This is a genomic window from Streptosporangium sp. NPDC049078 (genome assembly GCF_040648855.1).
Taxonomy (GTDB): domain Bacteria; phylum Actinomycetota; class Actinomycetes; order Streptosporangiales; family Streptosporangiaceae; genus Streptosporangium.
In genome coordinates this window covers 14804-40860 of record NZ_JBEZEL010000010.1, presented here as the reverse complement: position 1 = coordinate 40860, position 26057 = coordinate 14804, and the positions used below count along the sequence as shown (strand labels likewise).

The window sequence follows — 26057 nt, the reverse complement described above, 5'->3', positions numbered from 1 at the left end:
GAACTCCCCCCCCCCCCGCCCGCGGTCCCCCCTGCGCCCCAATTCCCGGTTTCTGGTTGGTGCGGGCCCCCCCCCCTATACCGCCCGGGGGGGGGGGGCGCCCCCCCCCCCCCCCCCACCCCGGCATCAGCGGGTCAGCTCGACTTCGCCAGCACCTTGTTCGCCTTGGCCTCGGCGTCGGCCAACAGCTTGTCGATGTCGGCGTCCTGCCTGGTCAGCACCGCCGACATGGGCACGTCGAGGATCGCGTAGAGCTCCTGGGACTTCGGCGGCTCAAGCTTGTTCTGGATGGCCGCGGAACCGTCCACGAAGGGGGTGAAGTTCTCCACGGGCACGGTGGCGTTCGCCTTGCGCAGCTCGGTGATCTCCTTGCCGGGCGCGGTGTCGCCGTACAGGTCGGGGATCGGCAGGCCGACGGGTCGGCCCTGCTGCTTGCTGCGCGCGTAGTCGAACTGGCCCTGGCCGGGGGTGAGCTCGTGGAACTCCAGCCACAGCAGGGCGGCCTTGATCTTCTCGGGGGTGGCCTTGGGGTGGATCATGTAGCCGTCGCCGCCGTTGAGCGAGGCCTTGGCCTCCGGCAGCGCGGTGACCCCGTAGTCCTCGAACTTGCCCTTGAAGTCGTTGTTCACCGCCTGGACGACGTCGGGGGCGCCGATCATCATGCCGAGCTTGCCGCCGCCCATCATCCGCATCAGGTCCTCCCACTGCAGGAGCTGCTTGGCGCCCATGCTGTTGTCGGTCCAGCGCATGGTCTTGAGGTTCTCCAGGACGGCCTTGCCCTCGGGGCTGTTGAAGGCCGCGGCCCTGCCGTCGGGGGTGACCATCTCGCCGCCGCGCCCGTAGAGGGAGGCCGCGAAGTGCCAGCCGCCGGTGTTGCCGGCGCTGTACTCACCGAAACCGACGTATCCCGGGCCGAGGTCGCTGATCTTCTTGGCGGCGTCGCGCACCTCGGCCCAGGTCTTGGGCGGCGCGTCGGGGTCGAGGCCGGCCTGGGTGAAGAGTTTGCGGTTGTAGACCAGGCCCATCGAGTAGTTGTTCCTGGGCAGGCCGTAGAGCTTCTCGCCCTCCTTGAAGATGCCGAGGACGTCGGGGCGCAGGTCGTTCAGCTTGGTGACGCCGCCGGCGTACGGGGTGATGTCGGCGGCCTGGCCCGCACTGATGATCTTCTTGACATCGGTGTAGTAGACGTAGAAGACGTCCTCCATCGACCCACCGGCCAGCTTCGCCTGGAAGGTGTCGGGGTTGATGCAGGGGAAGGCGTCCTTGCTCTCGATCGTGATGTTCGGGTGCAGCTTCTTGAACGCCGCCACGTCCTCGTCCCAGGCGGTCCGCTCCAGCGGGTTGCTCTTCGGCGGCTGACAGCCGACGGAAATCGTGACCGGAGCCTCGGCCCCGGCGGCACCCGGCGTGCTGTCCGCGGCCGGGGATCCGCTGTCGTCATTGCCGCACCCTGCGGCGGTGAGCGCGATGGCCGCGGCGAGCAGCATCGCGAGCTTGGGGGATTTCATCCGAGGCACTCCTTGGCGGGTCGGTTACGAGAAAGATATAGAGGCGTGCAGAGTGCAGCAAGAGTCCACCTATTCAGATGCAAAAAAGTGACAGTGATCGGCCCGCCATCCCCCTGTAACTTCTTGGCCCTCAGCGGGCCCCCTCCCCGTCCGCGCGACCGACGGCGGCAGGAGGAATCGGTGACACGGAACGGTCAGCCCGATATGGACCCAGACCTCCGCCAGAGGGGCGATGGAGGCACAGGACTGCCGATTCGGGACCGGACGACGGCTCGCCCTCGACAGAGCCTCGGCATCGATCGGTGCCGCACATGAAAGTGGATTACATTTTTCGCAAATATTTGCATCACGTACCGGAAAGGCGACATCCCTTCGCAGGGATGACGCCCCGTGAGCGGGTCCGACGCGTCCCGGCGGCGCGGCGGCCCCGCATACTCCCCTGGCCGTACACCCCGGGGCGCGGTCGCACGCTCGTACGCCACCGGGAGTACGGCCAAGCCCCGCCCTCGGGGTGACGACGCCCGAGCCCGTGGCCGAGAGCCTGGACACCACAATCCGACGGAGGTGTCCATGATTTCCCCGCCCGCCTCGACCTGCCGGGCCCGCGTGCCCGCCTGGATCGTCTGGTCCCTGCGGGCCACCGCCACCCTGCACCTGGCGACCGTGCTGGGGCAGGCGATCATCGCCGGGATGTTCGTCACCGGCGAGGTGGACCTGCTCGCCCACCACAGCCTCAACGCCACCGTGACCACGGTGCTGGTCGGCCTGCAGCTCATCGCCGCGATCGCGCTGTGGCGCCCCGCGCGCGGCCCGGTGTGGCCGCTGTGGGTGAGCGTCCTGCAGGCGGTGCTGCTGAACGTCCAGACCCTGCTGGGCATGGAGCGCCTGGTCGCCCCGCACATCCCGCTCGCGATGGTGATCTTCGGTCTCGCCGTGTGGATGACCGCCTGGACCTGGCGGGGGCAGCGGAGGGGCGCGGCGTGATCTCCAGAAGGCTTTTCCTGGGCGGCGCGCTCGGCGCGGCGGGCCTGGCCGCGGCGGGCTGCGGTTCGGTGTCGGCCGAGGTCTCCGGCCGGGTCCTGTCCAGCGCGCTGCCGCTGCCCAGGCCGTTCACCGTCCCGCTGCCGATCCCCGCCGTGGCGCGCCCCACCGGGCCGGGACACTACGAGGTGGTCCAGCGTCCCGCGAAGGTGGAGATCATCCCGGGGACCACGACCGAGGTGTGGGGATTCGACGGCACCTTCCCCGGCCCCACCTTCGCGGTGAGGCGCGCGAGCCCCGTCACGATCCGGGTGCGCAACGAGCTGCCCGTGCCGACCTCCACGCACCTGCACGGCGGCGTCACCCCGTCCGGCTCGGACGGCTACCCCACCGACCTGGTGGTGGCCGCCGGACGCGGCTTCCGGCCCCCGCCCGGCGGCCACTCCCACCACGGCATGCTCGTGGACCCCTCCCAGTGGACCTTGCACGCCGGGGCGAGGGACTACGCGTACCCGCTGGACCAGCGGGCCGCCACGCTCTGGTACCACGACCATCGAATGGACTTCACCGCCCCGCAGGTCTGGCGGGGACTCGCCGGGTTCATGATCGTCGGGGATGACGAGGACGACGCGCTGCCGCTGCCCAGGGGCGAGCGGGACGTCCCCCTGATGATCTGCGACCGCGCGTTCGAAGCCGACGGCTCGTTCCGCTACCCGGCGACCGATCCCAGCCTGCTGGTGAGCGCCGGGGTCGAGGCCGCCTACATGCAGGGCGTCGAGGGTGACGTGATCCTGGTCAACGGCGCTCCCTGGCCGGTGCTCGAGGTCTCGGCCACCCGATACCGGCTGCGGCTGCTCAACGCCTCCAACGCCCGCCGCTACCGGCTGCAGCTCACCCCCGGCGGCCGGTTCGTCCAGGTCGGCAGCGACGCCGGGCTGCTGGCCGCCCCCGTCGCGCACGAGGCGATCACGATGGCCCCCGCCGAACGGTTCGACGTGGTCGTCGACTTCTCCGCCTACCCGGTCGGCAGCGAGGTGACGATGGTCAACACCCTCGGCACCGGCCGGACACGCGACGTGATGCGCTTTCGTGTCGCGCGCCGGGCCCGGGAGGACAGCGCGGTGCCCGATCGCCTGGCCGCGGTCGAACCGGCCCTCAGGTCGTCCGCCGCCGCTTCGCGTCTCTTCGACTTCCGCAGGACCGGGGTGGGCCCCGACGCCGCCTGGACGATCAACGGCCTGCCCTTCCGGCCCGGTGTCCCGCTGGCCCGCCCCCGGCTCGGCACCACCGAGATCTGGCGCCTCACCAGCGACTTCCACCACCCCGTGCATGTGCACCTGGCCCACTTCCTGGTGCTGTCACGCAACGGCAGGGCCCCGGCGGCGACGGACGGCGGCTGGAAGGACACCGTCGACCTGCGCCCGTACGAGGTGGTGGAGGTCCTGGTGCGCTTCGAAGGCTTCCGCGGGCGCTACATGCTGCACTGCCACAATCTCGAACACGAGGACATGGCGATGATGGCCGACTTCGAGGTGGTCTGAGGGCCCGCCGGAGGCGTACGGCGTGGCGGGGCGCCCGTTGAGCGTGTCCCGAAGAGGAAGCCGAGGACCCGCCTCAGGCGCACGGCGTGGCGGCGTACCCGTTTGAGCGTGTCCCGGGGAGGAAGCCGTAGCATCGGCGGTCCACACGAGGGATGAGGCGATGACGGAACGACTGGTGGTGATCGGCGGCGACGCCGCGGGGATGAGCGCGGCCTCCCAGGCCAGGCGCCGGCGCGGGCCCGAGGACCTGCGAATCGTCGCCTTCGAGAAGGGAGCGCACGCCTCCTACTCGGCCTGCGGCATCCCCTACCTGGTGGGCGGGGAGGTCGCCGACGTGGAGTCGCTGATCAGCCGTCGTCCCGAGGTGTTCCGCGACGAGTTCGCCATCGACCTGCGGCTGCGCAGCGAGGTCGTCGAGATCGACCTGGACCGGCGCGTGGTGACCGTGCGCGACGAGGAGGGCCGCCGTGGCCTGGAGCCCTTCGACCAGCTCGTGATCGCCCCCGGCGCCGTACCGGCCAGGCCCGACCTGCCCGGCGCCGACGCCAGGGGCGTGTACGGGGTGCAGACCCTGGACGACGGCATCGCGCTGCTGGAGGCCCTGGAGCGCGGGCCGCGCAGGGCCGTGGTGGTCGGCGCGGGCTACATCGGCCTGGAGATGGCCGAGGCGATGGTGCGGCGTGGACTGGAGGTCTCGCTCGTCGACGGCGGCGAGCAGCCGATGAGCACGCTCGACCCGGACATGGGCGCCCTCATCACCGACGCCCTGCGCGATCTGGGGGTCCAGGTGCACCTCGGCGAACGCATCGAGTGCTTCGAGGAATCAGGGGGGCGGGTCCGCGCGGCACGCACCGGCAGCCGGGCCCTGCCCGCGGACCTGATCGTCCTGGGGCTGGGCACCCGGCCGAACAGCGCGCTGGCCGAGGCCGCGGGCATCCCGGTCGGCGAGACCTCGGGGATCAGGACGAACCGGCGGATGCGGACCCCGGTGGAGGGTGTCTGGGCCGCCGGTGACTGCGTCGAGACCTTCCACCGGGTCTCCCGGCGGCCGGTCGCGATCGCGCTGGGCACCCACGCCAACAAGCAGGGACGCGTCGCGGGCATCAACATCGGCGGCGGGTACGCCTCCTTTCCCGGTGTCGTGGGCACCGCGGTCTCCAAGATCTGCCAGTACGAGGTGGCGCGCACCGGCCTGACGACCGCGCAGGCGCTGGAGGCCGGGTTCGAACCGGTCGGCGAGATCGTGGAGTCCACCACGCGCGCCGGGTATTTTCCCGGCGCCCGGACGATGAAGATCAAGGTGATCGCCGACCGGGGGACGGGCCGCCTGCTGGGGGCCCAGATCGTCGGCCAGGAGGGCGCGGCCAAGCGCATCGACGCCCTGGCCGTCGCCCTGTGGCACGAGATGACGGTGGAGGAGATGACGGGGCTCGACCTGTCGTACGCTCCCCCGTTCGCCCCGGTGTGGGACCCGGTCCTGATCGCCGCGCGCAAGGCGGCAGAGCGCCTTGACCGGCATCCCGCATGATCGGCCGATCGTGGTCGCCGCGAGAAAATCCGGGGGGATGGTTGGGGCGGATGAGAGCGGGCAAGGGCGAAGAATCCAAGTCCCGATACCGACAAGGAGTAGCAATGCTCACATTGACGGACACGGCAGCCCAGGTAATCCGGGATCTCAGCTCGCAGATGACAGACTCCCCCGATACCGGGGTGCGCATCTCATCCCAGAGCGACGGAACCGGATCGCTCGTGCTCTCGATCGCGGAACACCCCGAGTCCGCCGACAGGGTGGTGGAGTCGGAAGGAGCACGGATCTTCCTCGACCCGCAGGTCGTGGACATGCTCGACGACAAGTCGCTGGACGCCGACGTCGACGAGGGGGGCGGCGTCGCGTTTCTCGTCACCGAACAGCTTCCCTGACGCCGGAACGGACCCCGGCGCACGCGGGCCCCGGCCCCCATCGGGGGGCCGGGGCCCGTGCGTGTCGCGGGGCTCCCGCCCGGCCCTTCCCAAAGGCCGTCACCGAGCCGGCGGGAAGAGATCTCCCGCCAAGGCGCGGTACCCCTCCGGGACCTGTGCCCGCAAAGGCATGCCCCCTCCGGGATCCGACTTCGGAGGGGTCATGCCTTTGCGGGGTTCGTACAGGTGCGCGAAGAGGGTCAGGCGCGGGCGCTGCTCAGGGCGAGCGGGTCCCTGGGAGCCCCGGCCTTGGCCTTCTCCATCTCCTCACCGATCTCCTGGAGTCTCTTGCGCCCCATCGCCTCCCGCACCTCCGGGAACCACTCCTCCTCCTCTTCCTTGACGTGATGGCGGACGTTCTCGATCAACACCGTGACCTTGGCGTCGAACCGCTCGTCCTCGGGGTCGAGCCCGGCCAGCTCGGAGAGCATCCAGACCACCACGTGGTGCTCCTCGACGCTCTCCAGGACGTGGTCGGAGGTCTCGGGAGCGCCCTCACGGGCGGCCGGGTAGAAGATCTGCTCCTCGATGTGAGCGTGGACGGTGAGCTCCTCGATGATCTGGTCGACGAGCTCCCGCTTCTTCTTGTACGCCCGCTCCCCCGCGCTCTCGAACTCCTTGAACAGCTTCTCGACGGTCTTGTGGTCGTCCTTCAGCAGAACGATCGCGTCCATTCCTCTCCTTTTCCCCTTCGTGTTCTTCCGGTGACGTTCTTCGTGGTTCTTCTCGCGACCTGTCCGGTGCGTCAGGGGTTGAGAAGAACCTTGATCGCCCCGTCCCGCTTCTTCTGGAAGATCTCGTAACCGTGCGGCGCCTGGTCGAGAGGGAGCCTGTGGGTGGCCAGGTCCATCACCCCCAGAGGGTCGGAGTCGTCGGTCACCAGCGGCATCAGGTCGTCGATCCAGCGCTTGACGTGGGCCTGGCCCATCCGCAGGGTGACGCCCTTGTCGAACATCCTCAGCATCGGCATCGGGTCGGCCATGCCGCCGTAGACGCCGACGACGGAGATCGTGCCGCCGCGCCGCACCGTGTCGACGGCCTGGTTGAGCGCGCGCAGCCGGTCGACGCCCGCGCTGGACATCAGCGGGGCGGCGATCGCGTCGGGCAGCAGGCCGGTGACGGTCTGGGCGAACTTGGCGACCGGGGAGCCGTGCGCCTCCATACCGACCGCGTCGATCACCGAGTCGGTGCCGCGCCCTCCGGTGAGCTCCCTGACCGCGCCGGGAATGTCGGCGGTCGCGGAGGCGTCGAGGACCTCGGCGCCGTGACGGCGCGCCATCGCGAGCCGCTCGGGCACCCCGTCGACGCCGATGACCCGGTAGCCCAGATGTTTGGCGATCCTGCAGGTCATCTGCCCGATCGGGCCGAGCCCGAAGACGGTGACGCTCCCGCCGTCGGGGATGTCGGCGTACTCCACCGCCTGCCAGGAGGTGGGCAGCACATCGGACAGGTAGACGAACCGCTCGTCCGGCGGCCCCTCGGGAACCTTGATCGGGCCGAACTGCGCCTCGGGGACCCGCAGGTACTCGGCCTGCCCGCCGGGAACCTCGCCGTACAGCCTGGTGTAGCCGAACAGGGCCGCGCCCATGCCCTGGTCACGGACCTGGGTGGTCTCGCACTGGGCGAAGAGGTTCAGGCCGCACATGTGGCAGTGGCCGCAGGAGATGTTGAACGGGATGACCACCCTGTCCCCCGGCTTGATCGAGGTGACCTCGGAGCCGACCTCCTCCACGATGCCCATCGGCTCGTGGCCCAGGATGTCGCCCTCGCCCATGAAGGGGCCCAGGACCTCGTACAGGTGCAGGTCCGATCCGCAGATCGCACTGGTGGTCACCTTGATGATCGCGTCGTTCGGCTCCTTGAGTATCGGGTCGGCAACCTCCTCGACCCGTACGTCGCGTCTGCCGTGCCAGGTGAGAGCTTTCATGTTCTCCTCCTCGGATGGATGTCAGCGCAGCCGGGGCAGGACCTCTTTGGCGTAGAAGTCGAAGAAGGCGTCCTGCTCCTTGCCGATCTGGCTGATGTAGATCTCGTCGAAGCCCGCGTCCACGTACTCCTTGATCGCCTTGACGTGCACCTCGGGGTCGGGGCCACAGGGGGCGGAGATCTCGTCCTCGGTGACCGCCTCGGCGAGATCCTCGAAGTGGCGGGGCAGTGGCAGCAGCTGCGATGCCTCCCCCTTGATGCCCTGGGTGGGCCAGAGCTGGTGCGCGGTCCTGCGGCCCGTGGCCTCGTCGGCGGCGTGACAGACCTTCAGCCCGCCCTGGGATGGCTTGCCCGCGCCACCGGCCTTGTGGAACTTCTCCACCAGTTCGGCACTCGGGGAGGTACAGATGTAGCCGTCGGCGATGCGCCCGGCCAGCTGCACGGCCTTGTCCCCGAAGGCGGACATGTAGACGGGCGGCGGCTCGTCGGGAAGGGTGTACAGGCGGGCGGTGTCGACCTTGTAGTGGGTGCCCCGATGGGTCACCAGCTTCCCGCTCCACAACTCCCTCATGAGCTCGACCGCCTCCTCCAGCATCTCCAGCCGCTCGGAGGCCGGGGGCCAGCGTGAGTCGAGGATGTGCTCGTTGAGCGCCTCACCGGTGCCGACACCGAGCTGGAACCGGCCGCCGGACAGCGCCGCGCTGGTGGCGGCGGCCTGCGCGATGATCGCCGGGTGGGTGCGGATCAGCGGGCAGGTGACGGCGGTGGTGATGGGCAGCGAGGTCGCCTCGGCCACCGCCCCGATCACCGACCAGACGAACGGGCTCTCCCCCTGCACGTCCAGCCATGGGTGAAAGTGGTCGGAAATCCACAGCCCTTCGAAGCCCGCCCGCTCGGCGAGTTTGGCCTGCCGTACGAGTTCCGCCGGACCGTGTTCCTCGCTCGACAAGAAGTATCCGAACTTGGTCATTTCCCCTCCCGGATGGCCTGAGCTGCGGCGATGTCCCCCCTACCCCGTCCGTGCGGGGCAAACGGAGGGCCGCGCCGTACGGGTGCCCGGCGCGGGCCTGACCTCCTCCGGGCCCTCCCGAAGTGAGATCTCCTGGGAGAAAGGGGTCCCGGCCGGCCTCTCGCCGCACTCGCGGGCGGGAAGGGCTCAGGTCGTTTCCACAGATGCCTCGAGCGCTCGCACGGGGCACACGGTCGCCACGGTGGCCGCCACAGTGGCCGCCACGGTGGCCGTGAACGTCGTCACGAGCGAACGACCGCGACGGCGCAGTGCGCGTGGTGCAGGACACCCCGGCTGACCGACCCCAGCAGCAGCGAGCCCAGGGTGCCTCGGCCGTGGGAGCCGACGATGAGCAGGTCCCCCTTTTTGGAGGCCTCGGCGAGTGCCTCGACCGGGTGCGCGCACCGAACGTCCTCGATGAGGCTCACCTCGGGATACTTCTGCCGCCAGGAGGCGAGCCGGTCGGCCATAGCGGCGTACTGGGCGATGCGGACCTCGTCCATGTCGTAGGCGATCTCCGGGGCGAAGACGCGCACGGGCAGTTGCCAGGCGTACAGGGCGCGCAGCGTGCATTCGCGATGCCTGGCCTGTTCGAAGGCGTAGGCGAGGGCGGGCTCGCAGGCGTCGGAGTCGTCGACACCGACCGTGATCTCGCCGTACGCCGGCACCTGGCCCGGTTGGACCACGACGACCGGGCAGTGCGCGTGCCCGGCGACGTGCATGCTGACCGAACCGATGACGGCTCCGGCGAAGCCGCCGAGACCACGGCTTCCGATGACGATCTCCGCCGCGTCCCGTGCCAGATCGCGCAGGACCAACGAGGGCGGGCCCTCGGCCAACGTGGTGCTCACCTCCGCGGTGGGCTGCCGGGTGCGTGCCGTCGCCTCCGCCTCGTCCAGCACCTCGCGTGCGCCCCGGGTCATCGCGTCCTCCTCCCCGTCGAGGACGGGGAATCTGGAGATGTCGTTCGGCCGACGATGCACGGCGGTGACGATGCGCAGCGGCAGGCCGGTACGGGCGGCGTCGTCGGCGGCCCATCCGACCGCGGCGGTCGCGCCGATGGAGCCGTCGGTTCCGGCGATGATCAGAGCGGACATGGCTGTTCTCCCTTCCCTCCCATCAGAGCCGCGCCGGGCGGCCCGGCCCCAGGGCCACAGGTCCCGACTTCGGTGCGCGTGGACAGAGTCTTTTGTCCTCTCCGAGGACCAGGGCTTTTGTCCTCTCCGAGGACCAGGGCTTTTGTCCTCCCCGAGGACCAGGGCCTTCGCCCTCCCCGAGGACCGGGGCCTTCGCCCTCCCCGGGGAGCGGCCTCCCCTCGGGGGCGGACCTTCGCCCCTTTCCCCGGCACCGTGTTCCGCACGATCATGGAGGGGACATCGGCCGTCGAAAGGAAAAGGCACCATGAAAATCACGGAGATTCTCGAACAGGCGAAGGACACCGTCTCGATCAGGCGGGTCTTCGGCGAGCCCATCGTCCAGGACGGTGTGACGATCATTCCCGTGGCCAGGGTGATCGGTGGCGGTGGTGGGGGCGGCGGAAAGGAAGGGGGCGAGCAGGCCGCGGAAGGGTCGGGGGGCGGGTTCGGTTTCGACGTCACCGCCGCCGGGGTGTTCGTCGTCAAGGACTCCGAGGTCCGCTGGCAACCCGCGGTGGACGTCAACCGCATCATCCTCGGCGGTCAGATCGTCCTCGTCGCCGCCCTGCTGACGGTGCGCTCCATCGTGCGTGCGCGTGCCAGGGCGGCGAGGAGGCGGTGACGCGCGAGCCCGCGCGAACCGGCCGGGCTCCAGGTCCCGTGGCGAAGGTCCCCGATCAGGAGAGGCCGGACAGGCTCAAAGTTCCCTGAAGGAGAGCTCCCGGCCACGGCCGTGCGGGCCGTGGGACCTCACCACGGCCACCGGCCAGGACGCGTGGTGCAGCAGTCCTCGGCTCACCGACCCGAGGAGCCGCGCTCTGAGGGGCCCCAGCCCGCGAGAGCCGACGACCAGCAGTGACGCCCGATGGCCGTGCGACAGCAGTGCCGCGAGCGGCGGTTCACCGGAGACGGTGGCGGTGACGACCATGCCGCGGCGATCGCCTTCCAACGCGCTCGCCACCTCCTCCACCCATCGCCGAACGTCCTCTCCGGCCGCTGAGCGCGCGAATCTCCCCGTCCGGTGCGGGGTGTCCGCGCACGCGTGGATCACGTGCACCGGCAGCCGGTGAGCCCGGCCGTGGGAGAGGGCGAACCCCAGGGCCGCGAGCGAGCAGGCGGATCCGTCCACCCCCACCACGACGGGTCCCTGCCCCGAACCCGGCCGCGGTGTCACGTCCGGCCGCTGGACGGCGAGCACGGGACAGGGCGCGTACGCGGCGACATGGGCACTCACCGAACCGAGCAGCACGCCGGAGACCCCGCCGAGTCCCCGGCGTCCGACCACGAGCATCCGCGCCGTCCGGCCGAGTGAGACCAGTTCCGGCCCGGCGGCGCCGCGCGCCAGGATCGACCGCACGGTTCGGCCTGGCAGCAGCCGTTCGGCCAGCTCCACGCCGTCGGTCAGGATGCCGCCCGCGAACGCGCGGCGCTGTCCGGTGACGGCGGCCTCACGTTCGGCGTGGGGGCCGTCCCAGACGTGGCAGACGGTCAGCTCCATCCACCGTGTGCGGCACTCGCGCGCCGCCCACTCGACGGCGGCGCGGCTCTGCGGCGATCCGTCGAACCCGACGACGATCTCCCTCCTCGCCGACGACCACCCGTCCTGGTGTGACGGCCTCTCCCCGGCGGAGACGTCGAAAGAGGCGAACGATGAGAACGGCACGGCGCCCCCTCCTCAGTCGCCCCGGCGAGACCCGGACGGCGGGACGCGCGCCGGGATGTCGTGGGTCCGCGGCTCGCGCACGCCGACGATCCTCAGGCCGCGCCACACCTCGCCGACGACGCCGACGACGCCGACAACTCTGTCGGCGAGAGCCCTGTCGGCGAGGGCCGAGACCGTACTCACCACCACATACGCAGCCATGTCGACCTCCTCGGGGGGTGTCTCCATCCCATCGCCACAGCGGTGTTCGCACAGCGGCCGAACGGCCCGTCCGGCCGGGACTTCCGTCCCGCGCGCCGGTCTCGCCCGCCGTCGAACGACGTCTTCCGGGCAGGTGGGCGGCCCAGACGGGGGACGGGGGCGCTCATCGGCGGGCCTGGCCGTCGCGGACGTGCTCAGGAAGAAGGGCCGTCCTGCGGGGTGGCCCTTGACCGGACGCGCCTTCCGCAAGTTTTGTGATCTTGAAATTTCATGGAACACTACCTGAAATCCATAGGCAGTGAGAGAAAATAAGCAATAGCCTCAATTTCGCCTTCTGGACGATCTTGCCATGGCAAGTCAAGAAACATGGCAGTTCACGGAAAAGACATTGGTTCCCACTGACGGTCCAGGTCCGGCAGGCGGAGACGCTCGGAGGTGATGTGAACGCTCACACAGACGCAGGCGACATAGCGCGCCAGATCGTCGGCGCCCGGCTCCGGCAGCTACGGCTCCAGTGCAACCTGACCGCCGCCGAAGCCGGCAAGGCCATCCGCGCCAGCGAGTCGAAGATCAGCCGTATGGAGACCGGGCAGCGAGGCTTCCGCCGCGACGACCTGCGTGACCTGTTCACCCTGTACGGGGTCGTCGACCCGTACCAGCAGGAGATGCTGCTGTCGGTGGCGTTCGGCGAGCGCAAACCCGGCTGGTGGGACAGCAAGGAACTCCCGCTGGACACGGCGGTGGTGATGCGCCTGGAACAGACCTCGGACCTCATCCGCACCTACCAGCCGTTCGTCGTCCCACCGCTCCTGCAGACCCCGGAATACGCGGCGGCGGTCCACCGGATGAGCCGATACCCGGACCCGGCCCCGCGCGTCGAGAGGAACGTGGAACAGCTGCTGCGCCGCCAGAAGGTGCTCGCGGGCGACGATCGGCCCGTGCTGTGGGCCGTGATCGAAGAGCCCGTGCTGTGGCGGCCGATCGCGGGGATCGACGCGCACATCCGCCAGCTCATCGCGCTGACCGCCTCCGCCCAGATGAAGGGCATCAGCATCCAGGTGAATCCGATGGGCTCACGCTTCATCCCCGGATACGGGCCTTTCACCATCTTTCGCAGTGGTCACGGCCGGCCCCAGATGATCGCGATGCACGGCCAGCGGGACGAGGTCGCCGAGCGGTCCCTCCGGGAGGAGCACGCCGTCACCTTCGACCGGCTCTCGCTCGCGGCCCGCGACCGTGGCGACACGACGGCGCTCCTCATGAGGATCTGTGACCGCATTCACGTAATGGACGACCGTTCCCCTCTCGGAAAGGCATCAGGTGACCCATCCCAGTGACGCGTCGCAGGCGAGTGCGGCCCGTATGTACGATGTCATGCTCGGCGGCGAGGAGAACTTCGCGGCGGATCGGGAGGCCGTCAGAATGCTGGTGGCTCATTTCCCGACGGTCCCCGACGCCTGCCGGGCCAACCGCGGCTTCCTGCTGCGATCCGCCAGGGCGATGGCGGAAGCCGGCGTCGACCAGTTCCTGGACATCGGCTGCGGCCTGCCCACTCCCCCGAATCTCCACCAGGTCGTGCGCGGGATCCACCCGGACGCCCGCGTCGTGTACGTCGACAACGACCTGACGGTCGTCACGCACAACCAGTCGACGGTGGACCACTCCGGCGTGCTGACGATTCACGGCGACCTGCGCCGGCCACAGGAGATCCTCGACCATCCCCGGGTGCGGGCCACGCTCGACTTCACCAGGCCGATCGGCGTGTTCACGGTCGCGGTGTGGCACTTCGTCGTCGGGGACACCGCGCACGACCTCATGGCACAGTTGCGTGACGCCCTCGCGCCGGGCAGCTACCTGGGGCTGACCCACGCCTGCTCCGACACGATGCCGGAGGACGAGGCGTCCGCAGGGCTCGCGGTGTACGGGCAGACCCGCAACCCGGTACACCTTCGCACCATGCGCGAGGTCGGCGAACTGTTCGAGGGGTTCGAACTCCTCGACCCCGGACTCGTCCTGGCTGCGGACTGGCGCCCCGCCGACGGCGATCCCTACCCCGAGCACGCCTTCGAGGTCGTCGCCGGCCTCGGCAGGATCCCACCGCGCTGAGCGACGGCGCTCCGTCCGCCGGACCGTTCGTCGCGGGCCGGCGGCTCCGTCCGGTCCGGTACGGCGGGTGATCACCCCAGGTCCAGTGGATCGAACGATGGCCGGCATACGTCGGCGGCGGCCGGCCGGTCGAGGGCGCCACACCGACCGGATCGTCCGGCGACACAACCTGACACCGAAGCCGCCACGCCCGGGAGGTGGGCCCGCACGGCGGCTTCGGCGGCGGGCCGACGCTACTCGGCGGCCGGACGGTAGTCCAGCACGATGGCACCGGAGCTGAAGGTCGCGGTGCCGGCCAGCCTCCAGGAGGAGGTGGCGACACCGTCGGGGAACAGGCGCTTGCCGGAGCCGACCACGACCGGGTGGAGGAAGAGCTTGAGCTCGTCGACGAGCCCGTGCTCGATCAGGTAGGCGACCAGCTCGCCGCTGCCGTAGATCAGCAGGTCCTGGCCCTTCTCGGCCCTGAGCCTCGCGACCTCCTCGGCGACGTCCCCCTTGATCACGGTGGCGTTCCACTCCGGATCCCGCAGGGTGGTCGAGGCGACGTACTTCGGCAGGCCGTTCATCTGCTCCGCCCCCGGCGTGCCCTCCATCTTCGGCCAGGCCTGCGACATGCCGTCGTAGGTCTTGCGTCCCAGCAGCAGCGCCCGGCTGGCGTGCAGCTGGCCGCTCTGGAACCTGGCGTGCTCGTCGTTCCAGTACGGGCCGGTCCAGGCGGGCTCCTCCACGACGCCGTCCATCGAGATGTAGATGACTGCGACGACCTTGCTCATGTCCTGCTCCTCAAGGGTGGCCGGCCTTCCGGCCCGCTGTTTTCGATGTGCCTTCAGCGTGGCGGAACCCGTTTACGGATTGTTTACGGGTTCTCGCCGGGCAGGCGGCCGCGGCCGGTCAGGCCAGGTCCCACAGCAGGCGGTAGTAGGCGAGGCGCTCGGGGTCGGGGACGATTCCGTACGCCTCGTACACGACGCCGTCGTAGCCGGGGCCGTGGTTCCAGTCCATGCTCCACGCCGCGACCGCGAGGTCCGCCCACCGGTCGGCCACCCCGAGCGAGCCCAGGTCGACGTGCGCGGCGAACGTGCCGTCCTCGTGCAGCAGGGTGTTGGGGGCACACGCGTCCCCGTGGCAGACGACGAGGCGATCGACGGCGGGGGGATTCCCGATGCGGGCCCGTGCCTCCGCGATTCCCAGGTGCCGGTGCTCGGGGAACCAGTCTGCGGGTCCCTCGCCGTCGGCGACGCGTTCGTCGGCACGCGCGAGCCGCCGCTCGACACTCCATTCGTACGGGCACCGCTCCACGGGCAGGGTGTCGTGGAGCAGGCGCAGTCCCCGGCCGATCGCGGCCGCCGCGGTCGCCGGGGCGTCGCTCCAGCGGGGATCCACCGCCGAGAGGCCCGGAACCGCCACCGTGACCAGCCACGCGCCGTCGGCGTCCGTACCGTGCTCGAGGACCCGCGGGACGGTCACCCATCTCCGTGCCCAGATCAGGCGCTCCGCCTCCGCCTGAAGGTCGATCTCCGGGGTGCCGGCGGCGACCCACTTGGCGTATCTGATGCCGCCGCGTCCGTCTTCGAGGCGGAACGTCAGCCCGCCGAGCTCGTTGCGCCACACCGGGGTGACGGTGTCACCGGCGGCGAGCGCCGTGACGACGCCGGGCACGGTGACGGGGCCGGTCGGGATCTCGGAGATGACGGGACGGCTCATGAGAACCCCCATCCTTCATAGGCGCGGCGCCGGCGGCAAACGGTTTTCCCGCCGGAGAGGACCCGCCGCGCGGACGAGCAGGAAAAGACGACGCGTCCTGGTCGCACGGCCGAGGCGGGGCGCCCTACCGGGCCGTGACGGGACCGGGGTACTGGGACACCAACCCCGGGACGGTTCGGCAGGCCGCGCGCGCCGACACGAACCTTGACCGACGGCTCCCCGTAAGGTGCCCGGCCCGTGCTCCGGTGCCCGCGGCAGGCATCGCCTGATCCACCGCGGGCACCCGTCGCGGTGCGCGTGCGGCCGATCGCCGTTCGATCAGGCGTTCCCCTTCTCCACGGGGGAGCCGACGTCCGGGGCGAACTGCGCCAGCGAGACCTCGGTCGCGGCGGCGATCTCGGCGGGGTCGGCGGTGCCCGAGGCCTCGATCGCCGCGACCCACGCGTGGACCGACTGCCGGCAGAACTCCTGGCCCTCCGGCGAGTTCGCCGCCGCGACCGGGTCGTCACTCACCTCCCCTGCGACGAACAGGCCCAGCGCCATGAGGGCGCCGTCCCATCCTGGCCCGACATAGAGCGCGCCCGCGCCGCTGCCGGCCATCTCCAGGGGGACGGTGTGCTCGAGTTCGAGGGTGGTCGCCTCCTCCCCGTCGGGGGACAGGCGCAACTCGACCAGGCTGCTCTCGCCGCCGAACGTCACCTTCAGCAGGCTGGGAGGCTCGCAGCGCAGGATCCGGCCGCCCGCGTTGCCCTCCAACTGGAAGTCGCCGCCGACCCGCAGATCACCGCTGATCGGCAGGAACCAGCGCTTCATCCGGTCGGGGTCGGTCAGCGCCTCCCACACGTCATGGATCGGCGCCTCGTAGCGGCGTCGCAGCAGGACGCCGACGGCCTCGCCGTCGGCGGTCGACCGGTTGCCGACCTCACGGTTGATGGCGTTGATCTGGGCGATGATGTCGATCATGGATTTTTCTTCTCCTTGGCAGGGGGGCGACCGTCGGCCGCCGCGCCCGGATCGTCGGTCGGGTGGCGTTCGCCGCGGGTGAGTTCGGTGGCCAGCACGTCCAGGTGCCGACTCCAGAACCGGCGGAAGCGTTCCAGCCACAGGTCGATCTCCCGAAGGGGGGCGGAGTCCATGGCGTACAGGCGGCGGACGCCTTCGGCCCGGACTTTCGCGAACCCGTTCTCCCTCAGCACCCGCAGATGCTGCGAAACCGCCGAGGGGGAGAGTTCGAACTCCTCCCGGATGACCGCGGTGATCGCACCGGAGCTCCGCTCACCGTCGGCGAGCAACTCCAGGATCCGGCGCCGGACCGGATCACCGAGAACATCGAAGGCCTGCACAGGACACATTGTTTCAGCATTCACTTATATAAGTCAACACTGCTATATGGGCGGCGGGACTCACCCGCCTTCGGCCACAACACCACCGCCCCCAGGGCCCGAGCCCCTGCCGGAGGTCGACACCTCCAGGATCGCCGAAGGTCCCGCCGCCCATGCCGGGCGCGACGGGGCCTCTCGGCGGCCCGGGGTCAGGCGCGGCGCAACCCGACGTACTGGAGTTCGGCGAAGGCGCCGACCAGCAGAGCCTGGGCGACGACGAAGGCGACACCCAGCGGGTTCGGGTCCACCCAGCCCGTGAACAGCAACAGGACACTGTCCACGGCCCACAGCACGTTGACGACGATCAGCGTCCAGACGCCCGCCCTGGGCGGAACCGGGCGGGTGGCCAGATAAGCGACGAACGCCGTGAACGGCAGCAGCCCGATCCCGGCCCAGCGGATCAACGGCTCGGGGAGGGCGAGCAGACCGGCGAGCGGGGTCGCCGCGACGGCCAGCAGGAGCGCGAACCCTCCGGTGAGGACGGCGTCCGTCCTCAGCACGCGGGTCAGCAGGGAGGTGCGGCGAGCGGTGGGGGCGGTCGTGGTCATCGATGTCTCCTTCGCTGAGGGTGTCGGGTTTCGACACGCCCAGCACACCGCCCCACCCGCTGCCATCTGCAGACACGGCACTGCCATTCACTGCCGATTCTCACGACGAAGATCATCAGCGACGAGCTTGGCCGCCGCGTTCTGCCAGTTGTAGAGCGTACGTTCGGGAACCTCGCGGACGAACCAGTCGAACGCCTGCCGCTCGGCGGCGGCGAGCCCACCTCGATCGGCCCCGCGCCGGTAGGGACGCAACCCTCGAACGTACGGGAAGTACAGCACGTTGTAGAAGCGCCACTCCTCACTGGTGCCGAACTCGCCGTCGCGGGGCTTGAGCCGCTGAATGCTCTCCAGCAGCAGGTGCTTCAACTCGGCCGCCCGCTCCAGGGGAATGTCACCGGTGATCCGCGCGTCGATCACCGGCAGGTTCGCGAGCGGGCTGCTGGCGAGTTTGCCCAGATCGCCGTAGTTGGCCAGGGCGCGCCGCGTCAGCCGGACGAACTCGGTCTCGTCCGGCGGCGGCGGACCCTGCTCGCGGCGCGGCAGCGCCTCGGACGTCTCGCGCAGTTCGGCCCGCTCGCGGCGGATCTCCGGGTCGCCGGGAAAGGCGATCCGGTCCAGCGCCCGATGCACAGGAACGGCCAGCGTCTGTGCGGCGACGGCCACCGCGATCACGCCGAACAACAGCGCCGAGAGGGCGGGCGTGGACTCACCGAGCGCGACGGCCAGGGCGACCTGGCCGCCGGAGGCGACGGCCACGGCCGTCGCCCCCAGCAGGGACCGCAGCATGTCGCGCCAGAGCGCCTCCCCCGCCTGGAACGCGCTGGACATCGCGATGGCCACGCCCAGCAGGACCATGTCCACGTCGATGGCGACGATGGAGAGCAGACCGGGCGGGCCGAACAGCGGGAACACGAGCAGCGCCGCCCCCAGCCAGAAGAAGAGCGTGGCGACCACCACCAGCCACCCGGCCCGCGGCGGCCTGGCCCGCACGAGCAGCACCAGCACCCCGGCCAGCGGTCCCAGCAGCAGCACCCCGGCCACCACCCGCGCCGCGAGGCTCACCCCCTCCCCCAGGCCGGCCACCAGCAGCCACGCGAACACCACGAGCGTGAGCGGGACGAGCCCTCTGGACCAGACCCGGTCCAGCCGCTCACCACCGGGAACGAGGGTCAGCACGGCGCCCGTCCAGAGCAGCGCCGGCAGGCAGACCAGCGTGGTCTCGACCGCGCCCAGCACCTTCACCGCGTTGTCCGGTACGGCGGTGAGCACCTGGGCGATCGCCAGCGCGGCGGCGTAGGCCAGCAGTCCCAGGCCGGCCCGCCTCGGTCCGCGCTCGCGGGGGTCCCTGGCGATCACGTAACACCCGAGCCACCAGGTGAGCCCGAACACGGTCGCGACGGCGAAAAGCATCGGCCTCCCTTCCCGCTCCCTTACGGCCCTTCCCGGGCGCGAGCGTATCGGCCGCGCGCCGCGGGTCGATCGTCAGGTGGACCAAGATCGCCAGGGAAGGAAGGTGATCTTGATTTTCGTCTGTTCACGACTCCGCACGGGCGCCTTTACATTGTAGATCAACAACCGTCGGTCCTCGCGACGGAGAGTTTCTCGCGTCGAGGCCGCCGACTCACCGGATCCGCGACTCGACGCCGTCCAGCAGGTAGTCCAGCCCGGTGCCGAACACCTGGTCCCAGTCATTGCCGATCGGGGCCCCGTGCGCGGCGAGAGTCGGATACAGCTCCCCGCCGGCCCGCACCCGCAGCTCGGCGGCCCGCCTCCACCCGGCCTCGCCGTACGCGGCACCGGCGACCTGCATCGTCGCGGAACCGATGACGTAGTTGGCCAGGGCGTAGGCGGCGGCGGTGAGGCCGGGACCGGTGAAACCCGCCCCCGCGAGCGCGGCGTGCAGGTATTCGGTGCGGGCCAGCACATTGGGGCCCAGCAGAGGACGGTCGAGCACCGCCACCGACCACGGGTGGCGCAGCATCGTGGCGCGCCACTCGGTGATCAGAGCGGTGACGTCGTCGCGCCACGCCCCCCGCGACGCCGACGGGACGGGCACCTCGCCGAACACGGCGTCGAGTGCGAGGTCCAGCACGTCGTCCTTGGTCTCCACATGAAGGTAGAGCGTGGTGGCGGCGGTCCCCAGCCGCTCGGCGAGGCGGCGCATGGTCAGCCGATCGGCCCCCTCCTCGTCCAGCAGCTCCACTGCCGCCCCCACGATCCGCCCGAGGGTGACGACCGGCTCGGCCCTGCCCGCGCGCGGGGGGCGCAGCCACACCCCGGGCGCCGCCTCACCGCTCCGGCGCCGCGTTCTCCTGCCCGGCGTAGCGCTCACGACCCTCCGCTCCCCGACTCTCCCACTCTGAGGATCTTAATGGCTTGAGAAGCGGCCCGATCAATGTTCATAGTGTATGACCAATGTTCTAACTGCGGTTTCGCCCGTACAACGCGCCGAGAACCGCCACCTTCGAGGAGACGCCACCGTGGGACATGTCGAGGCCGACGAGCTCACCTACGTGCTGCCGGACGGACGGCTGCTGCTCAACGAGGTGTCCTTTCGCGTGGGCGACGGCGTCACCGCGGCACTGATCGGCCCCAACGGAGCGGGAAAGACCACCCTGATACGACTGATCGCCGGCGACCTCCACCCCTCTTCCGGGCGGATCATCGCCTCCGGCGGGCTCGGTGTGATGCGCCAGTTCATCGGGGGCATCCGCGGAGGTCGGACGGTACGCGAGCTGCTGCTGTCGGTGGCCCCGCAGCGCGTGCGCGCCGCGACCGCCGAGTTGGAGCGGGCCGAGCGCGCGATGGGCGAGCGCGACCTGGAGGAGACCCAGCTCGCCTACGCCCGCGCCCTCGGCGACTACGCCGACGCCGGCGGCTACGACATCGAGGTCACCTGGAGCGCCTGCACCACCTCGGCGATGGGTGCCGACTACGAGCACGTCGCGGACCGCGACGTCGGCACACTGTCGGGCGGGGAGCAGAAAAGGCTCGCGCTGGAGGCTCTCCTGCGCGGCCCCGACCAGGTCCTGCTGCTCGACGAGCCGGACAACTACCTGGACGTCTCCGGCAAGCAGTGGCTGGAGGAGCAGCTGGGGGCCACCAGGAAAACCGTCCTGCTCGTCTCCCACGACCGCAGGCTGATCGCCAACACCGCGACCCGCGTCATCACCGTGGAGTCACGCGGGGTGTGGACCCACGGCGGCGGCTTCGCCACCTACGCCCAGGCCCGCCTCGACCGCAACGGGCGCCTGCACGAACGCCGCCGCCGCTGGGACGAGGAGCACGCCCGCCTCAGGAAACTGGTCCACACCCTGCGCCAGAAGGCGGCCAACAACGACGCCGTCGCCTCCGCCTACCGGGCCGCCCAGACCCGGCTGGGCAGGTTCGAGGAGGCGGGCCCGCCCGAGAGCGCGCCCAAGGAGCAGAACGTCCGGATGCGCCTGAGCGGGGGCCGTACCGGCAAGCGCGCGCTCACCTGCACCCGCCTGGAGCTCACCGGCCTGACCGAGCCGTTCGACGTCGAGATCCACTACGGAGAGCGGGTCGCGATCCTCGGCCCGAACGGCTCCGGCAAGTCCCACTTCCTGCGGCTGCTCGCCGAATCGGGAGGTGGCGCGCTCTCCCCCGCGTCCACGCCGCCGGACCCGGTACGCCACCGGGGCGTCGTGGAACTCGGGGCCAGGGTCGTACCCGGCTACTTCGTCCAGACGCACGCCCGCCCCGACCTGGCCGGAAGGACTCCCGCCGACATCGTCACGGCCGCCGGGTCGCTCACACTCAACGACGCCATGGCCTCCCTCGCCCGCTACGAGCTCGCCCCCGCCGGTCGGCAGCTCTTCGAGACCCTCTCCGGCGGGCAGCAGGCGCGCCTGCAGATCCTGCTGCTCGAACTGTCGGGAGCCACCCTGCTGCTGCTCGACGAGCCGACCGACAACCTCGACCTGGCCGGCGCGCAGGCACTCCAGGACGGCCTCGCCTCCTTCTCCGGCACCGTGCTCGCCGTCACCCACGACCGATGGTTCGCCGACGACTTCGACCGCTTTCTGATCTTCGGCGCCGACGGGGAGGTCCGGGAGTCCGGCGAACCCCTCTGGCAGCCGGACCGCGGCCGCCGCGCACGATGACGGGCCGGGAAGCGGTCGAAGTCGTCGGCGAACATGCCACCGGCCTCGCCCAGGCGGGGCCGCGTCCGATTCGTACAAGACAGCCCCGGCGAATACCCGCCATCATCGGATGGCATGAGTGACAGCATCCTTGACACCGCTTCGGCCTTCATCCTCCGCGAGGGACGCCTGCTCGAACGCCGCCTGTTCGCCACACTTTTCCAGGCGGCGCCCGTCACCGGAGTGGTGGACGCCCTGCGCGGCTACCGGAACGAGGACGGCGGCTTCGGTCACGGCCTCGAACCCGACAAGCGCTGCCCCGAGAGCCTGCCCATCGACGTGGAGGTCGCGTTCCAGACGTTGTCGACGGCCGGTGTGCCCGGGACCGACCCGATGGTGTCGCACGCGTGCGACTGGCTCGCGACGGTCGCCGCACCCGATGGAGCGGTCCCCCTCTCCCTGCCGGTCATGGAGGCCTACCCCAGGGCCGCGCACTGGTCGGACTGGACCTACGCGCCGGGGCTGAACCCCACCGCCGGGCTGGCCGGGCTGCTGCACGGGATGGGCGTGGAGCACCCGTGGCTCACCCGGGCCACCGACTGGTGCTGGTCGGCGCTGGAGAAGGGATTTCCCGACGACGCGCACGCCATGTCCGAGACGCTCGTGTTCCTCGAACACGTTCCGGACCGCGACCGGGCCGAACGCCTCGCCGAGCGGGTGGGCGAGTGGCTCCCGCAGCTGAAGTGGTATCGGAGCGACCCCGCCGACCCGGAGTACGGGGTCAGCCCTCTGCATCTGGCTCCCCACCCTGACAGCCGCTGGCGCCGGTTGTTCTCCAACGACGTGATCGAAGGCCACCTCGACCGGCTCGCCGCCGACCAGCGGCCCGACGGAGGGTGGGCCATCACCTGGGAGCCTCCCGGCGCGGCCGCCACCCTGGAGTACCGGGGGGTGGAGACCCTGCGTGCCCTCCAGGTGCTCGGCGCCTACGGGAGGGTGCCGTCGAGCTGAGAATCCGCCACAGAAACCCGGCCGTCGGCGCGCGTGGAACCCTTACCACCGCGGTCGCGGTGGTAAGGGCAGAGCGAGCAGGACCGCGTCGCCGCCGGTGTGGGCCAGGTAGGTGAAAACCTGTGGCGGGGCGGCGGGGAGCGGTGCCAGGGTTCCCGGATGACCGTACCTCGCGTTGATCTGCTCATCCGGCAACTCGACATCGCATGGGCGCTGTTCGAGTATCACCTGAAGGACCTCGACGACCCGGCCTGCCTCTGGGAACCCGCGCCCGGCTGCTGGACCGTCCGGCCCGACGACCGGGCCCGCTGGACGGCCGACTGGGAGGTGCCCGAGCCCGATCCAGCGCCGGTCGTCTCGATCGGGTGGCTGACCTGGCACATCGGTTTCTGGTGGACGACCACCCTCGGGCACTGTTTCGGATCCGGGGCGCCCGAGCGCGAGGAGATCACCTGGCCGGGCACCGCCACGGCCGCGGCCGACTGGCTGCGCGCTCTGAAGGACGACTGGCGGGCGGCGCTGCTGCCGCTCACCGACGCCGACCTCGACTCGTCCGACAGGACCGCCGGACTGCCGTGGGGGCAGGATCAGCGGCTGGTCGACATAGCGGGCTGGGTCACCGTCGAGCTGACCAAGAACGTCTCCGAGATCGGCCTCGTCCGCCACCTTCACCAAGCACTGGGCCCGTCCTTACGAGATGCGAACGTCGTCGCGGTGTCCCCCTCCCACGAGCCGGGGCGGGGATAGCGTCGCCGCATGAGGACACTTGTCACCGGTTCCGCCGGGTTCATCGGAAGTCATGTGATCGAGGCCCTTGAGGAGGCCGGGCACGAGGTCGTCGGTCTCGACATACGGGCCGGTGGCGGGGATGTGCGCGACGACGCGGCGCTGGACCGCGTGCTGGGCGGTGTCGACGCCGTGGTGCACCAGGCGGCGAAGGTGGGGCTCGGAGTGGATGTGTCCGACCTGCCGGACTACGCCTCGGTGAACGTGCTGGGCACCGCCACGCTGCTGGCCGCGATGGCGCGGCACGGCGTCGAGCGGCTGGTGCTGGCCTCGTCGATGGTGGTGTACGGCGAGGGCGCCTACGACTGCGCGACCCACGGCAGGGTACGGCCCGGCCCCAGGACCCGCGACGACCTCGTCCGGGGGGAGTTCGAACCCCGGTGCCCGAGCTGCGGACTCTCCGTGACGTGCGCCGTCATCGGTGAGGACGCCCCGGCCGACCCGCGCAACGCCTACGCCACGACCAAGCTCGCCCAGGAGCATCTGGCGGCGAACTGGGCGCGCGAGACGCGCGGCGCCGCCGTCGCGTTGCGCTACCACAACGTGTACGGGCCCCGGATGCCGCGCGACACCCCGTACGCGGGGGTGGCGGCGATCTTCCGGTCGGCGCTGGAGGCGGGCCGGGCCCCTCGCGTGTTCGAGGACGGCCGCCAGCTCCGGGACTTCGTGCATGTGCGCGATGTGGCGGCGGCCAACCTCGCGGCGCTCTGCGCGCTCGGCTCGTCGGCCGGGGGAACGCTCACCGCCTACAACATCGCGAGCGGGGAGCCGCACACGGTCGGGGAGATGGCCGCGGCGCTCGCGGACGAGCGCGGCGGCCCGGTGCCCGTGACCACCGGCGAGTACCGGCTGGGCGACGTACGGCACATCGTCGCCAGCCCGGAACGCGCGCGGGCCGAGCTGGGCTTTCGCGCCACCATCCCGTTCGCGGACGGGATGAAGGAGTTCGCCGGCGCCCCGCTCGGCTGACGGGAGTCACCGGGTCGGCTGATCGGGCGGACTCGACGCCTGACAGCCGCCGGTGAGTGAGCGCTTTCTGCGGCTGGACCGATGTCGAGCCCCGAAGGCGGACCGGTCACCAGGGGGAGATGACGAGTCCCTGCAGCAGGAGCCCCGTCAGGGCCTGGGCGGCGAGCCAGCGGCGGCTCGGGGACCAGGCCGCCGCCAGGACGATCCAGGTGGCGTAGGGCACCCAGATGCGCTCGACCTCTCCCCTGGTCACCCCGCTGACGTCGAGGGCGAGCACGGCCACGATCGCCGCCGCGACCAGGGCACGCGCGTCACCGGACACCGCCCGCAGCAGAGCGGGCACGCCGCGGGGCACCGTCCCCAGCGGGGCACGCGCGCCGCCTGGCGCCATCCGCGCCAGGCCCGCGGCGGTCGCCGGGCCGGTCAGCAGGGCGAGCACGGCCAGGTTGGCGACGAGGAAGTAGAGGTAGGGCCGCGCCGCGCCGGGGTCGGCGGTCCACTCCGCGTGGGTGGCGAGCACTCCGGCCGGCCAGAGGAAGCCTCCCGCGGCGAAGGCGGCCGTAACCGCCGCCACCCCCGCCAGGCAGGCGACCGCGCTCGCGCGGGAGATCCGGGCGACGACGGCGGCGACCACCGGGATCAGCAGGTAGGGCACGAGACCGTAGCTGAGGTACGGCAACGCCCCCAGCAGTACTCCGGCCGCCACCCCGGAAAGGAGGCGCGTCCTGCCCGCGCCCCCGGACACCAGCAGTGCCACCCCCCAGGCGCCCACCCCCGCGAAGAAGGCGTCCATGCTCGTGGCGATCCAGACCGCGGCGGGGCTCAGCGCGAGGTACGGCAGCGCGCGCCTGGCCGCCTCCTCCCCCGCGACGCTCCGGACGGCGACCGCGACCGCCACGACCGTCGAGCAGCCGACCAGCACGACCAGTACCGCCGCCCAGAACGGACCGGGCAGTCCCACCCTCGCCAGGGCCCAGAGCACCAGCACGGGCAACGGCGGATGTCCTCGCACATGGGTGGGATAGCCGGGAAGCCGCTCGGTGAAGGAGCCCAGCCAGCCCAGCGGGTCGTCTCCCACCGCGGGCAGCACGGCCGGATACTCGTGAGGGCCGGTGAACGGCCTGGCCAGTCCCTCGCCGGAGACGGCGAGCAGCACCGTCCAGGCCAGGGCCGTGCCGTAGGCGAGGAGCAGGGCGGCGCCGAAGCGCGACCGCGCGGTCAGGACGGGCAGTACGGCGACCGCGAGGGCGCCGAGGAGCAGAGGCGGCAGAAGCGAGACCGACGGCGTGCGGAAGTGTCCGTGCAAGGGTGGCAGGTGATCGATGGGCAGCATGCCCAGCGCGTGCAGGACGGCCCCGGCGGCGAACGCCGCGACGACGAGCGAGACCCAGACGGCGAGCGCCCGCCCGCTCCGGCGGCCGCCGGGGTCATCGGGAGCGGAGGGAGCAACGGCCGCACGCGGACCCTCGACCTGCCTGCGGGAGAGTTTGATCACCCTCCCACACTAGGTACGGGCCGCT

Annotated in this window: 26 protein-coding genes; 11 read left to right on the top strand and 15 right to left on the bottom strand. The window is 71.0% G+C overall.

Annotated features, from left to right (window positions below; translation table 11 throughout):
* Positions 1-134 precede the first annotated feature (134 nt).
* Entirely contained in the window at positions 135-1508 is a 1374-nt protein-coding gene (locus AB0B90_RS18190) for an extracellular solute-binding protein (protein ID WP_362923539.1), read from the bottom strand.
* 570 nt (positions 1509-2078) lie between these two features.
* Between AB0B90_RS18190 and AB0B90_RS18185 the strand changes: the two genes are divergently transcribed.
* The 4 genes from AB0B90_RS18185 to AB0B90_RS18170 all read left to right on the top strand — a co-directional run bounded on the left by AB0B90_RS18185 (position 2079) and on the right by AB0B90_RS18170 (position 5950).
* A complete protein-coding gene (locus AB0B90_RS18185; RefSeq protein ID WP_362923537.1) occupies positions 2079-2492 on the top strand; it encodes a hypothetical protein in 414 nt (137 codons plus the stop codon).
* Entirely contained in the window at positions 2444-4030 is a 1587-nt protein-coding gene (locus AB0B90_RS18180) for a multicopper oxidase domain-containing protein (RefSeq protein WP_362923535.1), read from the top strand. Before AB0B90_RS18185 ends, AB0B90_RS18180 begins: the two co-directional genes overlap by 49 nt.
* Positions 4031-4190: 160 nt before the next feature.
* Complete coding sequence (locus AB0B90_RS18175) at positions 4191-5558, top strand: FAD-dependent oxidoreductase (RefSeq protein WP_350949888.1); 1368 nt, start codon at positions 4191-4193, stop codon at positions 5556-5558.
* Between the two features lie 104 nt (positions 5559-5662).
* The gene (locus tag AB0B90_RS18170; protein ID WP_350949887.1) at positions 5663-5950 is read left to right on the top strand and encodes a Fe-S cluster assembly protein HesB; all 288 of its coding nucleotides are present in this window, start codon (positions 5663-5665) and stop codon (positions 5948-5950) included.
* 239 nt (positions 5951-6189) lie between these two features.
* Here the strand turns inward: AB0B90_RS18170 and AB0B90_RS18165 are convergent, their stop codons facing one another.
* The 4 genes from AB0B90_RS18165 to AB0B90_RS18150 form a co-directional block, all read right to left on the bottom strand.
* Entirely contained in the window at positions 6190-6663 is a 474-nt protein-coding gene (locus tag AB0B90_RS18165; RefSeq protein WP_362905983.1) for a hemerythrin domain-containing protein, read from the bottom strand.
* 71 nt (positions 6664-6734) lie between these two features.
* On the bottom strand, positions 6735-7916 hold the full coding sequence (locus tag AB0B90_RS18160) for a zinc-dependent alcohol dehydrogenase (RefSeq protein ID WP_362905981.1): 1182 nt from the start codon (positions 7914-7916) through the stop codon (positions 6735-6737).
* Positions 7917-7937: 21 nt separating this feature from the next.
* A complete protein-coding gene (locus tag AB0B90_RS18155; RefSeq protein ID WP_350949884.1) occupies positions 7938-8885 on the bottom strand; it encodes a TIGR03557 family F420-dependent LLM class oxidoreductase in 948 nt (315 codons plus the stop codon).
* 281 nt (positions 8886-9166) lie between these two features.
* On the bottom strand, positions 9167-10021 hold the full coding sequence (locus AB0B90_RS18150) for a universal stress protein (RefSeq protein ID WP_350949883.1): 855 nt from the start codon (positions 10019-10021) through the stop codon (positions 9167-9169).
* Positions 10022-10326: 305 nt separating this feature from the next.
* On the opposite strand from AB0B90_RS18150, the gene AB0B90_RS18145 reads away from it, so the two are divergent.
* Positions 10327-10683 carry a spore germination protein GerW family protein gene (locus AB0B90_RS18145; RefSeq protein WP_350949882.1) on the top strand — a complete coding sequence of 119 codons (357 nt, stop codon included), beginning with the start codon at positions 10327-10329 and terminating at the stop codon, positions 10681-10683.
* A gap of 75 nt (positions 10684-10758) precedes the next feature.
* Here AB0B90_RS18145 and AB0B90_RS18140 read toward each other — a convergent pair whose 3' ends face one another.
* Together AB0B90_RS18140 and AB0B90_RS18135 are read right to left on the bottom strand one after the other, a co-directional pair.
* Complete coding sequence (locus tag AB0B90_RS18140; RefSeq protein ID WP_362923532.1) at positions 10759-11724, bottom strand: universal stress protein; 966 nt, start codon at positions 11722-11724, stop codon at positions 10759-10761.
* Positions 11725-11736: 12 nt separating this feature from the next.
* On the bottom strand, positions 11737-11925 hold the full coding sequence (locus tag AB0B90_RS18135; RefSeq protein WP_350949880.1) for a hypothetical protein: 189 nt from the start codon (positions 11923-11925) through the stop codon (positions 11737-11739).
* A gap of 440 nt (positions 11926-12365) precedes the next feature.
* Between AB0B90_RS18135 and AB0B90_RS18130 the strand changes: the two genes are divergently transcribed.
* Both AB0B90_RS18130 and AB0B90_RS18125 read left to right on the top strand, forming a co-directional pair.
* Positions 12366-13262, top strand: coding sequence for a helix-turn-helix transcriptional regulator (locus tag AB0B90_RS18130; RefSeq protein WP_350949879.1), 897 nt, complete (start codon positions 12366-12368; stop codon positions 13260-13262).
* The gene (locus tag AB0B90_RS18125) at positions 13246-14031 is read left to right on the top strand and encodes an SAM-dependent methyltransferase (RefSeq protein ID WP_350949878.1); all 786 of its coding nucleotides are present in this window, start codon (positions 13246-13248) and stop codon (positions 14029-14031) included. Before AB0B90_RS18130 ends, AB0B90_RS18125 begins: the two co-directional genes overlap by 17 nt.
* 233 nt (positions 14032-14264) lie before the next feature.
* Here the strand turns inward: AB0B90_RS18125 and AB0B90_RS18120 are convergent, their stop codons facing one another.
* From AB0B90_RS18120 to AB0B90_RS18090, 7 genes are all read right to left on the bottom strand, one after another.
* Complete coding sequence (locus AB0B90_RS18120) at positions 14265-14804, bottom strand: dihydrofolate reductase family protein (RefSeq protein WP_350949877.1); 540 nt, start codon at positions 14802-14804, stop codon at positions 14265-14267.
* A gap of 118 nt (positions 14805-14922) precedes the next feature.
* Positions 14923-15735: an aminoglycoside 3'-phosphotransferase gene (locus AB0B90_RS18115; protein WP_362923529.1), complete on the bottom strand. Its 813-nt coding sequence runs from the start codon at positions 15733-15735 to the stop codon at positions 14923-14925.
* Positions 15736-16053: 318 nt separating this feature from the next.
* The gene (locus tag AB0B90_RS18110; protein WP_350949875.1) at positions 16054-16698 is read right to left on the bottom strand and encodes an SRPBCC family protein; all 645 of its coding nucleotides are present in this window, start codon (positions 16696-16698) and stop codon (positions 16054-16056) included.
* On the bottom strand, positions 16695-17078 hold the full coding sequence (locus AB0B90_RS18105) for a metalloregulator ArsR/SmtB family transcription factor (protein ID WP_350949874.1): 384 nt from the start codon (positions 17076-17078) through the stop codon (positions 16695-16697). Before AB0B90_RS18105 ends, AB0B90_RS18110 begins: the two co-directional genes overlap by 4 nt.
* A 188-nt stretch (positions 17079-17266) precedes the next feature.
* Positions 17267-17665 carry a hypothetical protein gene (locus AB0B90_RS18100; RefSeq protein ID WP_350949873.1) on the bottom strand — a complete coding sequence of 133 codons (399 nt, stop codon included), beginning with the start codon at positions 17663-17665 and terminating at the stop codon, positions 17267-17269.
* An 87-nt stretch (positions 17666-17752) separates the two neighbouring features.
* Complete coding sequence (locus AB0B90_RS18095) at positions 17753-19075, bottom strand: hypothetical protein (RefSeq protein WP_350949872.1); 1323 nt, start codon at positions 19073-19075, stop codon at positions 17753-17755.
* Between the two features lie 211 nt (positions 19076-19286).
* Positions 19287-19997, bottom strand: a complete 711-nt coding sequence (locus tag AB0B90_RS18090; RefSeq protein WP_362923525.1) for a TetR/AcrR family transcriptional regulator — start codon at positions 19995-19997, stop codon at positions 19287-19289.
* A gap of 148 nt (positions 19998-20145) precedes the next feature.
* Between AB0B90_RS18090 and AB0B90_RS18085 the strand changes: the two genes are divergently transcribed.
* The 4 genes from AB0B90_RS18085 (at position 20146) to AB0B90_RS18070 (ending at position 24537) form a co-directional block, all read left to right on the top strand.
* A complete protein-coding gene (locus AB0B90_RS18085; RefSeq protein WP_362923523.1) occupies positions 20146-21792 on the top strand; it encodes an ATP-binding cassette domain-containing protein in 1647 nt (548 codons plus the stop codon).
* A gap of 114 nt (positions 21793-21906) precedes the next feature.
* Entirely contained in the window at positions 21907-22782 is an 876-nt protein-coding gene (locus AB0B90_RS18080; protein ID WP_362923521.1) for a hypothetical protein, read from the top strand.
* 159 nt (positions 22783-22941) lie between these two features.
* A complete protein-coding gene (locus AB0B90_RS18075; RefSeq protein WP_362923519.1) occupies positions 22942-23529 on the top strand; it encodes a DinB family protein in 588 nt (195 codons plus the stop codon).
* Positions 23530-23538: 9 nt separating this feature from the next.
* On the top strand, positions 23539-24537 hold the full coding sequence (locus tag AB0B90_RS18070) for an NAD-dependent epimerase/dehydratase family protein (RefSeq protein WP_350949377.1): 999 nt from the start codon (positions 23539-23541) through the stop codon (positions 24535-24537).
* A 106-nt stretch (positions 24538-24643) separates the two neighbouring features.
* Here AB0B90_RS18070 and AB0B90_RS18065 read toward each other — a convergent pair whose 3' ends face one another.
* A complete protein-coding gene (locus AB0B90_RS18065) occupies positions 24644-26032 on the bottom strand; it encodes a hypothetical protein (protein WP_362923517.1) in 1389 nt (462 codons plus the stop codon).
* Between the last annotated feature and the right edge of the window lie 25 nt (positions 26033-26057).

Bases quoted from the DNA above. Each gene is read 5' to 3' on its own strand.
- AB0B90_RS18190 (WP_362923539.1), bottom strand. From the start codon at position 1,508: ATGAAATCCCCCAAGCTCGCGATGCTGCTCGCCGCGGCCATCGCGCTC.
- AB0B90_RS18185 (WP_362923537.1), top strand. From the start codon at position 2,079: ATGATTTCCCCGCCCGCCTCGACCTGCCGGGCCCGCGTGCCCGCCTGG.
- AB0B90_RS18175 (WP_350949888.1), top strand. From the start codon at position 4,191: ATGACGGAACGACTGGTGGTGATCGGCGGCGACGCCGCGGGGATGAGC.
- AB0B90_RS18170 (WP_350949887.1), top strand. From the start codon at position 5,663: ATGCTCACATTGACGGACACGGCAGCCCAGGTAATCCGGGATCTCAGC.
- AB0B90_RS18165 (WP_362905983.1), bottom strand. From the start codon at position 6,663: ATGGACGCGATCGTTCTGCTGAAGGACGACCACAAGACCGTCGAGAAG.
- AB0B90_RS18160 (WP_362905981.1), bottom strand. From the start codon at position 7,916: ATGAAAGCTCTCACCTGGCACGGCAGACGCGACGTACGGGTCGAGGAG.
- AB0B90_RS18155 (WP_350949884.1), bottom strand. From the start codon at position 8,885: ATGACCAAGTTCGGATACTTCTTGTCGAGCGAGGAACACGGTCCGGCG.
- AB0B90_RS18150 (WP_350949883.1), bottom strand. From the start codon at position 10,021: ATGTCCGCTCTGATCATCGCCGGAACCGACGGCTCCATCGGCGCGACC.
- AB0B90_RS18145 (WP_350949882.1), top strand. From the start codon at position 10,327: ATGAAAATCACGGAGATTCTCGAACAGGCGAAGGACACCGTCTCGATC.
- AB0B90_RS18135 (WP_350949880.1), bottom strand. From the start codon at position 11,925: ATGGCTGCGTATGTGGTGGTGAGTACGGTCTCGGCCCTCGCCGACAGG.
- AB0B90_RS18120 (WP_350949877.1), bottom strand. From the start codon at position 14,804: ATGAGCAAGGTCGTCGCAGTCATCTACATCTCGATGGACGGCGTCGTG.
- AB0B90_RS18115 (WP_362923529.1), bottom strand. From the start codon at position 15,735: ATGAGCCGTCCCGTCATCTCCGAGATCCCGACCGGCCCCGTCACCGTG.
- AB0B90_RS18110 (WP_350949875.1), bottom strand. From the start codon at position 16,698: ATGATCGACATCATCGCCCAGATCAACGCCATCAACCGTGAGGTCGGC.
- AB0B90_RS18100 (WP_350949873.1), bottom strand. From the start codon at position 17,665: ATGACCACGACCGCCCCCACCGCTCGCCGCACCTCCCTGCTGACCCGC.
- AB0B90_RS18095 (WP_350949872.1), bottom strand. From the start codon at position 19,075: ATGCTTTTCGCCGTCGCGACCGTGTTCGGGCTCACCTGGTGGCTCGGG.
- AB0B90_RS18080 (WP_362923521.1), top strand. From the start codon at position 21,907: ATGAGTGACAGCATCCTTGACACCGCTTCGGCCTTCATCCTCCGCGAG.
- AB0B90_RS18075 (WP_362923519.1), top strand. From the start codon at position 22,942: ATGACCGTACCTCGCGTTGATCTGCTCATCCGGCAACTCGACATCGCA.
- AB0B90_RS18070 (WP_350949377.1), top strand. From the start codon at position 23,539: ATGAGGACACTTGTCACCGGTTCCGCCGGGTTCATCGGAAGTCATGTG.